General features: G+C 59.8%; 8 protein-coding genes. 6 read left to right on the top strand and 2 right to left on the bottom strand.

Annotated features, from left to right (window positions below; genetic code table 11):
- The first annotated feature begins 31 nt into the window (after positions 1–31).
- Both IF204_RS16485 and IF204_RS16480 read left to right on the top strand, forming a co-directional pair.
- Positions 32–1303, top strand: a complete 1272-nt coding sequence (locus tag IF204_RS16485; RefSeq protein ID WP_228069550.1) for a sugar transporter — start codon at positions 32–34, stop codon at positions 1301–1303.
- Position 1304: 1 nt separating this feature from the next.
- Entirely contained in the window at positions 1305–1976 is a 672-nt protein-coding gene (locus tag IF204_RS16480; RefSeq protein WP_194098277.1) for an ABC transporter ATP-binding protein, read from the top strand.
- Here IF204_RS16480 and htpX read toward each other — a convergent pair.
- Complete coding sequence (htpX, locus tag IF204_RS16475; protein WP_167639221.1) at positions 1973–2896, bottom strand: zinc metalloprotease HtpX; 924 nt, start codon at positions 2894–2896, stop codon at positions 1973–1975. The genes IF204_RS16480 and htpX overlap by 4 nt on opposite strands.
- Before the next feature lie 130 nt (positions 2897–3026).
- On the opposite strand from htpX, the gene IF204_RS16470 reads away from it, so the two are divergent.
- A complete protein-coding gene (locus IF204_RS16470; protein WP_194098276.1) occupies positions 3027–4136 on the top strand; it encodes an alkene reductase in 1110 nt (369 codons plus the stop codon).
- A gap of 36 nt (positions 4137–4172) precedes the next feature.
- Here the strand turns inward: IF204_RS16470 and IF204_RS16465 are convergent, their stop codons facing one another.
- Positions 4173–5090, bottom strand: coding sequence for a LysR substrate-binding domain-containing protein (locus tag IF204_RS16465; RefSeq protein ID WP_194098275.1), 918 nt, complete (start codon positions 5088–5090; stop codon positions 4173–4175).
- 257 nt (positions 5091–5347) lie between these two features.
- On the opposite strand from IF204_RS16465, the gene IF204_RS16460 reads away from it, so the two are divergent.
- From IF204_RS16460 to IF204_RS16450, 3 genes are all read left to right on the top strand, one after another.
- On the top strand, positions 5348–7012 hold the full coding sequence (locus IF204_RS16460; protein ID WP_194098274.1) for a BCCT family transporter: 1665 nt from the start codon (positions 5348–5350) through the stop codon (positions 7010–7012).
- Positions 7013–7304: 292 nt separating this feature from the next.
- Positions 7305–9200: an HWE histidine kinase domain-containing protein gene (locus IF204_RS16455; protein WP_194098273.1), complete on the top strand. Its 1896-nt coding sequence runs from the start codon at positions 7305–7307 to the stop codon at positions 9198–9200.
- 105 nt (positions 9201–9305) lie between these two features.
- The gene (locus IF204_RS16450) at positions 9306–12758 is read left to right on the top strand and encodes a CheR family methyltransferase (RefSeq protein WP_194098272.1); all 3453 of its coding nucleotides are present in this window, start codon (positions 9306–9308) and stop codon (positions 12756–12758) included.

Here is a 12758-nt window from a genome sequence, read left to right as displayed (position 1 = left end):
TACGCTACGGCCGAGCAGAACGGACACAAGAATGAACGACGAAACAAACGACCAGCAGTCCGAAGAGCCGCAGCAGAAGCGCGGCCTCCGCAATATGGGCGGAAAGAAAAACGGCGGCGGCGGTAATAACAAGGGCGGTAAAGGCGGCAAGCAGTTGCCCCGCGTGACCGTCCGTCCGATGGCGACCCCTGCCCGTCCGCAAAAGCGTCACCGCGGTATTCTTCTCTGGTTCGTGATTATCGTTCTCGGGCCCGTCGCGGCAGCGGCGTTCTATCTTTATACGATCGCGCAGGACCAATATGCGTCCACCGTGGGCTTCACCGTGCGCGCCGAAGAAACCGCCTCGGCCACCGATCTGCTGGGTGGCATCGGCTCGGTTCTGGGCGGCGGCGGTAGCAACGACGCCGAGATCCTCTATGAATACGTCCGCAGCCAGGAAATCGTGAAGCTGGTGGACGAAGCCGTTGACCTGCGGGCGAAGTGGAGCGTCGAGCACAGCTCCGACCCGCTGATGACCTTTGATCCCGACGGCACGATCGAAGACCTCACCGATTTCTGGGCGCGGATGGTGCGCGTCCATTTCGATGCGGGCTCGGGCCTGATGCAGCTGCGGGTGAAAGCGTTCAATGCAGACGACGCGAAGGTCATCGCCGAAGAAGTGTTCGCACAAAGCTCGGCCATGATTAACGAGCTGTCGCAGCAGGCGCGCGAGGACGCCACATCGTATGCCCGCGAGGATCTGACCCGCGCCGAGGATGCCGTGCGCAACGCGCGCGAGAACCTGACCACGTTCCGACTGTCCAACCAGATCGTCGATCCGTCCGCCGACATCCAGTCGCAGATGGGCCTCCTGACGAACCTGCAAAACCAGCTGGCCGAGGCGCTGATCGAATTTGACCTCGTGTCGTTGAACACGCAGACCAACGACCCGCGTCTGACCCAAGCGCAACGCCGTATCGACGTCATTCAGGAACGCATCGATGCGGAGCGCGAGAAATTCGGTGCGCAGGGTCAGGGTCCGGGCGGAAGCAGCTATGCGGACACAATTGCCGACTTCGAACGTCTGACTGCCGACCGCGAATTTGCGGAACGGACCTACGTTGCCGCGCGCACCGCTTATGACGCCGCACTGGCCGAAGCGCAGCGGCAAAGCCGTTACCTCGCTGCCTATGTGCGCCCGACGCTGGCAGAAAAGGCCGAGTATCCTCAGCGCGAGCTGATCGTCGGCATCGTGGCCCTGTTCGCCTTCCTCATCTGGGCGATTTCGAGCCTCGTGTTCTACGCCGTGAGAGACCGCCGCTGACATGATCCGGCTGGAGAATATCAGCAAAAGCTTCCGTACGCCGCGCGGCCGCAAATGGATCGCGCGGGACGTCAATGTGGAGTTTCCAACGGGCGTCTCTGTCGGCCTTTTGGGCCGCAACGGCGCGGGTAAATCGACGATGATGGACATGATCGGCGGACGACTCATGCCGGACTCGGGCCGCATCGTGAAAACGGGCACCGTGTCGTTCCCCGTCGGCTTTTCCGGCTCGTTCCAGAAAACGATGACGGGCGCGCAGAACACACGGTTCGTGGCGCGGATTTACGGCGTGGACACCGAAGAACTCATTGGTTTCGTGGAGGATTTCGCGGAACTTGGCGACCAGTTCTACGCGCCGATCAACAAGTATTCGTCAGGCATGAAAAGCCGCCTCGCGTTCGGCGTGTCTATCGGCATCCCCTTCGACACCTATCTGGTGGACGAGGTGACGTCGGTCGGTGACGCGAATTTCAAGGCAAAGTCAGCCGCCGTTTTCCAGAAGCGGATGAAGAACGCGGGCGCGATTGTGGTCACCCACTCGATGAAACAGATCCGGCAGCTTTGCACCGCCGGAGCCGTTCTGGAGCAAGGCACGCTCACCTATTACGACGACGTCGAAGAGGCGATTGCCCACCACGAGCGCAACATGGGCACCGACGAGGACGAGGATTAAGTCCACGGCCCTTTCCGCTGGTTGCGGCTGACCTTCGGGATCCGCGAAGACCGCATCGTCGGCGCACGCGGCGCACTTATTTCGCCCACCATTTCGCGCAGCGCTGCGACGCGGTTTTCGGTCGCGGGGTGCGTGGCAAACAGGTTGTCGCGCTTGTGGGCGTGCAGCGGGTTGATGATGAACATGTGCGCGGAGGCAGGGTTCGCCTCGGCCCGATTGTTGTCGATCCGCGATGCGCCCTGCTGGATGCGCTCCAGCGCGGAGGCGAGCCACATCGGGTTGCCGCAAATCTCGGCCCCCATGCGGTCGGCCTCGTATTCGCGTGTCCGGCTGATCGCCATCTGCACCAGCATCGCGGCCATCGGCGCAAGGAACATCATCGCCAGCGTCCCGATCAGGCCCATGCGATTTTCGTCGCTGCGGCCCATGTTGAAGAACAGCGCAAAGTTCGCGAGCGTGGTGATCGCACCGGCAAAGGTCGCAGTGATCGTCATCGTCAGCGTGTCGCGGTTTTTGATATGCGCAAGCTCGTGCGCGATGACGCCTGCCAGTTCCTCGCGGCTGAGCGATTGCAGCAGACCGGCGGTCACAGCGACCGCCGCGTTTTCGGGATTGCGACCCGTGGCAAAGGCGTTCGGCTGCGCGGTCTCAATGAGGTAAACCGCAGGCATCGGCAGATCGGCGTTGCGCGAAAGCTCGGCCACCATGTCATGCAGGCCCATACGGTCGTTCGGCGGGATGGGCTTTGCGTTGTGCATCCGCAAGACCATCTTGTCCGAATTCCACCACGACAGCACGTTCATCGCAGCCGCAATCACCAGCGCAATGACCATACCGCCAGTGCCACCCAGTAAATAGCCGACACCCATGAACAAGGCCGTCATCGCGGCCATCAGCAATCCGGTTTTGAACAAGCCCATCGAGGTCTCCATGAGTTCTTTCACCTCATATAGGCAGCTTGTGCGTCAATTCACGGGGTGCGGCGAACACATACACGCAACGCTTTCTCGTTTCGTGCGTTTACCAGCGAATTCAAATGGAGATATTCCCATGCGAGACGACACCAATGTGTCCGGCACGAAATACGCAAACCTCTTCGAGCCATTGAAAATCAACGAGATTGAGCTGCCTAACCGCGTGCTCATGGCTCCGCTGACCCGCAACCGTTCGCATTCGGACGGCACGCCCAAAGAATGGGCGCAGACCTACTATGGACAGCGTGCGAGCGCCGGCCTCATCATCACCGAGGCGACCCAGATTTCCGAAATGGGCAAGGGCTACCTCGACACGCCCGGTATCCACACCGAAAAGCACGCCGAGGAATGGGCCAAGATCGTGGACGCTGTTCACGCCAACGGCGGCCGCATTTTCCTCCAGCTTTGGCATGTGGGCCGCATCAGCCATACGTCGCTGTTGCCGGACGGCGCATCGCCGCACGCGCCCTCGGCGATCACCGCTGAATCGCAGACCTACACCGCGAACGGGTTCGAGCCGACATCGCAGCCTGTCGCGATGACCAAGGACCAGATCGCCGAAACGGTCGAGGATTATGGCCGCGCAGCAGAGTTAGCCGTCAAAGCCGGTTTCGACGGTGTCGAGGTCCACGCGGCCAACGGCTATCTGCTCGACCAGTTCCTGCAAGACGGGTCGAACGAGCGCGCTGACGAATACGGCGGCAGCGTCGAGAACCGTATGCGCTTCCTCACCGAAGTGCTGGACCGTGTGACCGAGGTTATCCCCGCATCGCGCGTCGGCATCCGCCTTTCGCCGCTCGGTCAGGCAAACGACATCCATGACAGCGATCCGGAGAACATCTTTGGCGCGGTGATCGACATGCTGGACCCGCGCGGTCTGGCCTATCTGCACTTCGTCGAGGATTTCTCGGGCAAGGCGACGGACGAACAGCAGCAGATGCTGGAACGTCTGGCCTCGCGCTTCTCGGGCGCCTTCTTCGGGAATGGTGGCTACGATGCCGCCAAGGCGTCGCAGCGGATCGCGGATGGCAAGGTCGATGCTGTGACCTTCGGCAAGAAGTTCATCGCCAACCCCGACCTGCCGGAACGTTTCCGCCTCGGTGCGGAGCTCAACGAGCCGGACCAGTCGACGTTCTACGGCGGCGATGAGCACGGCTACACCGACTATCCCGCGCTTGACGATTAAGCGCACACGCCGCGGGCCCTTGGGTCCGCGGCTTTTTTATACCAGCGAAAATTTGTCCGTCAGCCAGTCATAGACAGCACGCACATCGGCGGGCGCGTTCGGATTGACGACCTTGACGTAGTAACCCTGATGGCTCGAAGCACGGTGAGGCAATGCCTCGACCAGCGTTCCGGTCTCCAGACGGTTATCCACCAGACCCTTCCAGCCAAGCGCGATGCCGAGCCCCTGCTCCGCCGCTTGGATCACCAGATCGTAACTGTCGAACGCGAGGCGATCACCGCTCATCATCGGCGCCCCCTGCGCCGCGAGCCACGATTTCCACGAAAACCACGGCGCACCGATTCCGCTGGTCAGATCAATGAGCGGTAGGTTCGCTATGTCGTCAATCTCACCCATCGGCGAGTGGCGTTCCTTAAAACCTGGGCTGCAGACAGTGAATACCTCTTCGCCGAAAAGCAGCGTTTCGTTCGCGGACGTTTCGTGCTGCGCCTCCATCCGTACGAGGATATCGACCTCCGATCCGGGCGACAGATCGGGCATCTGCGTGGTCATCAGGGAAATACCGACCGACGGGAACGCAGCGCAAAGCGAGGGGAACACCTGAAGTAGTCGGAAGCTGGCGAACGCGAGGTCCGTCTGGATGACGATCGTGCGGCGTTTTCGCGCATTTTGATAACGGACAAAGGAACTTACGGTCTCGTTCAGATGCGGCGCAATCGCGTCCCGCAGGTCCATCCCCGCCTGCGTCAGCACCACGCCGCGGCGTTTACGGAGCAGTAACTGGCGCCCGATACTGTCTTCGAGCGACTTCATCCGCTGGCTCAGACGCGGCTGCGACAGACCCGCGAGTTCGGCCGCTTTGGACAGCTGACCGCACTCGGCCACCATCACGAACAGGCACAGGTCGGCGCTGTACCGCGCGAATGTGGCATAAGGATTGCCGATACCAGTCATTAGCAGGTTCCGCATTCATTCACGAAAAAGTCGTCTAGCTTCTGCCGGACTCTTATCCGCTCGGTTGAGCTTACATCAGGACTTCTTGCTTAGCGGTCATTAGCGACCGCGAGAACGGTCCGTGCATGCCTTCATCCGACATTTGATAGCGAAAAGGCGGCTTCAACAAGCCTTGCTAGTGATGAGAGCGACCCGCGCGTACATGGGCACTACTCGCGGGGTCACTTGCGCCCAGCGAACAGGGGACACTGTTTTTCATGTCAAAGATTGAACCTCCACTATCTGATCTGCCGATCAAAACTGCCGAAGGCGGTTTTTATCACGGCTTTAGCAAAGACGTCACCATCACCTCCAAACTCCTCGTCGGCCTTCTCATTCTTTGGGCCGTCGTATTTCCCGAGCAAGCCGGCGGGATCCTCAGCGGCTTCAACTCGTTCATCCTGACCAACTTCGCGACGTGGTACGTCTGGGTCATGGCGCTCTTCGTGATCGTCTGCCTCGTCCTCGCGATCTGGCCTGCTGCTGGCCGTCTGCGTCTGGGTCACGACAACGAACGTCCGGAATTCTCGAACTTCTCGTGGTTCTCGATGATGTTCGGTGCCGGCATCGGTGTCGGTATGCTCACATGGGCTGTTGCCGAGCCGCTCTACCACTTCAAGAACAACCCCGAAGTCATCCAGGGCCTCGCCAACGGCGAAAGCATGGACAACTTCATCAACGCCTACAAATACTCCTACCTCCACTGGGGTTTCTCGGCGTGGTCGTCCTACGCTGTAACCGGCCTCGCGCTGGCGTTCTTCGCCTACCGCCGCGGCCTGCCGCTCACCATCCGTTCGTCGCTGACGCCGCTCTTCGGTAACGCGCTGTCGGGTTGGGTCGGCCACATCATCGACATCGTGGCCGTTATTGCGACGATCCTCGGCGTTGCGCAGACCCTCGGCTTCGGCGTGGAGCAGTTCATCGCAGGCATGAACCAGATCGGCCTCGGCTCGTGGATGCTCAATGGCGAAGGCGCACCTTCCACCGCTGGCATTGTCGTCGCGCTGGTCATCATCATGGGCGCATCGACCATGTCGGCGCTGTCGGGCGTCGGCAAGGGCATCAAGTGGCTGTCGAACATCAACATGGGCCTCAGCATCTTCCTGCTGGCGTTCCTGATCATCTTCGGTTCGACCTGGTTCGGCACCCAAGCGCTGTTCGTCGGCATGTGGGAATACATCATCGCCCTGCCGGGAATGCTGTTCACCGTCTACCACGACAACGGCACCGAAACCTCGGCAGCTCTGGCGAGCTGGCAGGGTGGCTGGACCGTGTTCTACTGGGCTTGGTGGGTTGCCTTCGCACCGTTCGTCGGTCTGTTCCTCGCCCGCATCTCGCGTGGCCGGACCATCCGTGAATTCGTGCTGGGCGCGATGATCGTTCCGTCGATCATGTGCTTCGTCTGGTTCTCCTACGGTGGCGGCACCGCGATCGACATGGAGCTTTCGGGCGTTGCCGAAGGCGCGATCTATGCATCGAGCGACGGCGGCAAGATCTTCACCATGACCAACATCATCCTCGGCGACGTGCTGGGTTGGGGCATGGCTGTGATTATCGTCATCCTGCTGATGACCTACCTCGTGACCTCGGCTGACTCGGCTGTTCTGATCGTGAACACCATCAACGCCGCCGGTGACGAAGGTCCGAAGGCACGTCCGCACATCATCTTCTGGGGTGTCATCCTCGCCGTTATCGTTGGCGCACTGCTGATCATCGGCGGCCTGTCGGCGATCCAGACCGCGATGGTGATCGGCGCGCTGCCGTTCTCGGTCGTGATGCTGCTGATGTGTATCTCGCTGTTCAAAGCGATCTACCGCGACGGCCTGCGGGCCCGTGCGGGCGTCGAAACCATCACCATTCTACCGCAGGAACCGGCTGAATAAGTCACTGCACATCCGAAAATGAGAGCGGCCGGAGGATTCGTCCTCCGGCCGTTTTTATGATCAAATCAAGGGAATACCGCTTGGGGCGAGGGGTTTTCCTCATTTCGCTCAACCCCGACCTCTCATCATGAAATCACGTTCTCATGAAAGATGTAAAATACGTATTTTATGAGCAACTTTGGGTCGTCAGCGTTTGATTTTCAGCATGATCCGAAAGTATAAAGCGCTACTGCTATTGAATAACATTGCTCGTTGACACATCCGTGGCGGCGCCCTTGAACGAGGACCCCCTATGCCTGACGTGAACCTCATCAAGTTTATCACCGAGCGTGAATTGTCCAACCGTATGCGCCTGTCCGACATGCGCGAAGCGGGGATGTTGTCGCGCCTTGATGAAAACGTGTTCGACGACGCGGTGAAGCTCTGTGCGCGCCTGCTGAACGTGCCGGTGAGCCTTGTGTCGATGGTCGATGCCGACCGTCAGTTCTTCAAGGCGCAGACCGGCCTCGGTGCGCCGTGGAACGAAACCCGCGAAACCCCGCTGAGCCATTCATTCTGCAAACACGTCGTGGAGATGAACAAGCCGCTGATCGTCAACGATGCGCGCGAACATGAACTGGTCAAGAACAACGGCGCGATTGTCGATCTGAATGTGATCTCCTACCTCGGCTATCCGATCCGCAATGCGGGCGGTGCCGTTCTGGGCAGCTTCTGCGTCATCGACAGCAAGCCGCGCGACTGGACCGAAGACGATCTGGAAACCGTCGCTCTTGTCGCGCGCGGTGTCGAGGCAGAGGTCCGTCGCCGTCTGGAGCGTTCGCGCGCCGACGCTGTTGAAAAGTCGCTGCGCGAGATCATCCGCACCGTCCCCGTTGGCATCATGATTGCCGAAACCGAAACGGGCCGCATCCTCTATTCGAACGACGAAATCGACAAACTGGTCAACGCAGAGACCGCTAAGATCGGCACGGTCAACAACCTCGATCAGCTCGTCGCCCGCCACATGGACGGCAGCACGGTCAAAGCCGAAGATTTTCCGCTCTATAAAGCGGCGCTTCTGAAGCAGCCCGTCGACTCGATGATTTTCAAGCTCGAAACCGCCAATGGCGACGAGCGCGTGATCGACTCGTGGTCGCGCCGCATCTGTTCGGACACGCTCGCGATTGCCGCTGGCGTCGACGTGACAGATGCGCTGCGCCAGAAGCAGACCATCAACTCGCTGGAAACCAAGCTTGAACGCATCCTGCATTCTGTTTCGGACTCGATTGTCGAACTGGATGAGGACGGCAACATCGTCTTCTTCAACTCCGCCTTCCAGAAGAGCGCCAAGCTGTCCTGCGACATTGATGACGCGATCTCGTATTTCACGGGCAAGAACTTCGTCGATATGCTCGATTACGCGACCGAGGCATTCCGCAACGACCTGCGCCAAGCAATCGAGACGGCACGTCTGACCGGCGAGCCCTCTGTGCTGGTGACTGAAACCAGCCAGAACAGTTTCTACGAGGTGCGCGTGTTCAAGGGCGGCGACTCCGCGATCCTCGTGATGCGCAACGTCACCGCAGAACACATCAAAACCGAGTCCCGCGAAGCGCTGCTCCACGAGCTGAACCACCGGATCAAGAACCTCTTTGCGCTAACCAGCGGCATGATCGCGATGACCTCTCGCGGCATCGACGACAAAGACGAGTTCGTCAAAGTGCTGCGCGGCCGTATCAACGCGCTCGCCGCAGCGCACGATATGGTCGACATCGGGATGCGTTCCAAAGAGTTGCAAGCCACGTCGAATATGTCGATGCAGCTGCTGCTCGACGCGATGTGCAAGCCATACCGCGATACCCGCGATTTCGAGATCAAATTTACCGTCGACGAAATCCCCCTGTCGCCTGGTTCGCTGACCTCCCTGCCGCTGATCTTCCACGAGCTGTGCACGAACGCGATGAAGTACGGCGCCTTCCGTTCGCCGGGCGGCAAGCTGCACGTCAGTGCCCGCATGATCGACGGGGACAAGGCGATTATCGAATGGCACGAGACCTGCGCCGATCCTGTCGATGCACGCGGCAAGGACGGTTTCGGCTCGCAATTCCTCGATCTTATGATCGTGCGCCAGCTTGGCGGCAGCTACGAAAGCGATCTGCAAGGCAACGGGATGCTGTTCCGCATGACCCTGCCGAAAACGGCACTCTGACGATTTCCACACCTGCGGCAATCTACTGCCCCATAGGTTGTGGAGCGAACGTTTGACTTTCTTCTGCGCTGAGTTCAGAGTTCGCTGACAAGGCAAAGACGACCAATGTGTGAGGGTATCGTGGACCACGACAAAAAGGGTGATCCAGATCAGATCGTCCAGCCGATGTTCGACTTCCCCATCGTCGGGGTCGGCGCGTCCGCAGGCGGGCTGGAAGCGATGTCGACAGTCTTTGCGACCGCAGAGGCGGACGCAGGCATGGCCTATATCGTTGTCCAGCACCTTGATCCCAACCACAAGTCATTGCTGACCGAGCTTATGAGCCGCGTCACCGACCTGCCCGTCCAGCAGATCGAAGACGGTGATCTGGTCGAGCGCGACAACGTCTACATCGCTCCACCGGGGTTCATGATCGAGCTTCGCAACGGGCGCCTACACCTTGTGCCTTTGGAAGAACCCCGCGGCGTGCGGCGTCCCATCGACGAATTCATGCGTTCGCTGGCCCAAGCCCAAGGCGAAATGGCCTGCGGTGTGATCCTGTCGGGCACGGGGACTGACGGCTCTCTGGGTTTGCGCACGATCCGCTCCACCGGCGGGCTGTGCATTGCGCAGGACCCCTCCACTGCGAAATATGACGGGATGCCAAACGCGGCGATTTCTACGGGGCAACTTGACCTCATCCTGCCGCCCGACCGGATGCTGCCGGAAATCTCGCGCTTTTTCAAACAGAGCAAAGATCGCTGGATCATCGGCCAGTCGCGCGAGCTATTTAACCGCCTGCCGATCATCTGTGAGTTGATCAACGACAAATGCGGTCTCGATTTTGCGGGCTACAAATCCCCGACGATGCTACGCCGGATCGCCCGCCGGATGCAAATTCTGCACTTGACCAAAGTTGAAGACTACGTGGACCGTTTGCGCCAAGAAGACACCGAAGCGGAAGCCCTCATTGAGGAGCTGCTAATCAATGTCACCGCGTTTTTCCGCGACCCCGAATATTTCGAAAAGCTGCGGACCGAGGTCATCGAACCGATCGTCAAGCAGCCTGCATCGCAGGGTGAAATCCGTGTCTGGGTGCCCGGCTGTTCGAGCGGTCAGGAACCTTACACGATTGCCATGCTGCTCAACGAAGCGGCGCGGGAATACAAATATCGCGGCCGCATTCAGGTGTTTGCGACCGACATCGACCGCTCGATGATCGAAATCGCGCGCGAGGGTCGTTATAGCGCCGCCGCCATTGTCGATCTTCCCGAACGGTTCCGCGACAGTTTCATCATCGGGAATACAGGCTCGTTCCAGATCGCGCCGCAGATCCGTGACATGGTCCGCTTTTCCGTGCATTCGCTGATCAAGGATCCGCCGTTCAGCAAGCTGGACCTGATCAGCTGCCGTAACATGCTGATTTATATGGACAGTGATCTGCAGGATAAAATTATCCCGCTGTTCCATTATGCGCTCCGCCCTGACGGATACCTGTTCCTCGGGCCGTCCGAAGGCATCTCGAAAAAGACCGAACTGTTCCGCGCACTGAACCAGAAGGCACGTATTTTCCAACGGATCGGCGACACCTCTGTCGCGGGTAGTGGTATGCCGCTGACGCTTTTCTCTGCGACGAACCGCGAAACGAAATTGCAAAAGGCGCAGCGCAAAGCGGGCCGCTATAACCATTTCGACAGTCCAAACCTGACCGCGATCCGCGAAGCTTTCGCGCCTCCCTTCGTCATCGTGGACGAGGAAGGTCAGATCATTGAAAGCTCGGGCGAGCTGTCGGTCTACCTGCAATCCGCCCCCGGCGAGACGCGCCAGGCGATTAGTCTGCTGGCACGTCCCGGACTGGCCGAAGTCGTCGGCGAGGTCATCGAAGCCACCCTCGACCGCGGCGAGGGCATCGCGATGGAGGGCATTGAGGTCAGATCGCCGTTCGGCGTCCAGCAGATCACGCTCTACTCGCGCCTGACGCCTGATGAGCAAGTCGCGCTGGTCTTCGTCGACGAGGGCGAGTTCAAGGCGCAGTACTCCAAGAAATTCGTGCAGCGGACCCCTGACGACAGCCGCTCTGCCCGTCTGGAAAACGACCTGACCAAGCTGCGCCACGAACTGCGCATCACCGTCGAGGAACTGGAGACGGCGAACGAGGAGCTGAAAAGCTCCAACGAAGAGATGATGTCGATGAACGAGGAGCTCCAGTCCGCGAACGAGGAACTGGAGACCGCCAACGAAGAGCTGAAAACCAAGCTCGACGAAATCGCCGTGGCGAATGACGACCTCGACAACATTCTGCGCTCGACCCAGCTTGGCATTGTGGTGCTGGACGCAGAATCTCGCGTGCGCGTGTTCACCAATGCCGCCACCGCTGCTTTCCGCCTGCAAGCCGGCGACGTGGGCCGCCCGCTGACCGATGTGCGTTCGCTGATCGACAAGGTCGATATCAAGAGCGTCATTGACCGCGCCATCAATGAGAAAAAGTCCTACGTCCAGATCGTACGCCTCGAGAACGAAGCGCGCTATTTCATGATGCGGTGCCTGCCTTACAAGAGCACCAGCCACCTCGAAGGCGGCGGCGCTGTGATCGTTCTGAACGACGTGTCCGAATTGAAGCTGCTCGAAGCGTCGCTCGGCCTGAAGTCCGAACGCCTCGCCTTTGCGCTGTCGGGCGCGAAGATCGGCGTCTGGGAATACGCGCCGGAAACGGAAGAGTTCATCTCGGACGAACGCCTGCTCGACCTGTTCGACGTCCAGCCATCGGACGCCCACAACATGGAGGCGTTCTTTGAAAAAGTTCTAACCGAAGATCTTGCTGAACTCCGGTCGAAGTTCGAAAAAACCGTGGTGGCCGGCCTGCCGTTCGAGCACCAGTTCCGCGTCCGCACCCAACGCGGCGAAGCCCGTTGGATCAAGGGCCTTGGCCGCCGGTTCGACAGCGACGAAGGTCCGCGCCTCATCGGTGTGAACTACGACATCACCGCCCAGCAGGAAGCCTCGATCCGTCAGGATTTGCTCGTGCGCGAGATGAACCACCGCGTGAAGAACCTGTTCGCTGTGATCTCTGCCCTGACCACGATCACCGACATGGAGAGCGACTCCAAACTCGAGCTTGTCGCCACTCTGAAGGACCGCATCGCGGGACTTGGCCGCGCTTACGAGCTGACCCAGAACAATCGCGATCTGCGGATGGTCAGCCTGCGCAGCCTTCTCGTGAACATGTTCCGCCCCGTGACCACGGACAACAATGTCATCCTACCAGACAGCGACCAGCCGCTGCCGACGGCCACGCTGACGCCGCTTGGTCTGATCCTGCACGAGCTGCTGACCAACGCGATCAAATACGGCTCGCTGGCTCAGCCCGACGGCTATCTGGAGATCGACTACAGCCGCGAAGGCAACCTCCTGACGCTCAGCTGGTCGGAACATGGGGCGAAGGTCGAAGGCGAGCCGGACAAGTCCGGCTTTGGCTCGCGGCTCATCACGCAAAGCCTTCGTCAGCTTGGCGGCGATATAGAATTTGACTGGAAGCCAACCGGACTAAATATCAGACTCACGATCACAATAAGGGACTGA

The organism is Marivivens aquimaris (assembly GCF_015220045.1).
In the GTDB taxonomy this organism is placed as follows: Bacteria; Pseudomonadota; Alphaproteobacteria; order Rhodobacterales; family Rhodobacteraceae; genus Marivivens; species Marivivens aquimaris.
The sequence above is the reverse complement of the archived record's forward strand: the minus strand, read 5'-3'. Positions and strand labels throughout refer to the sequence as shown.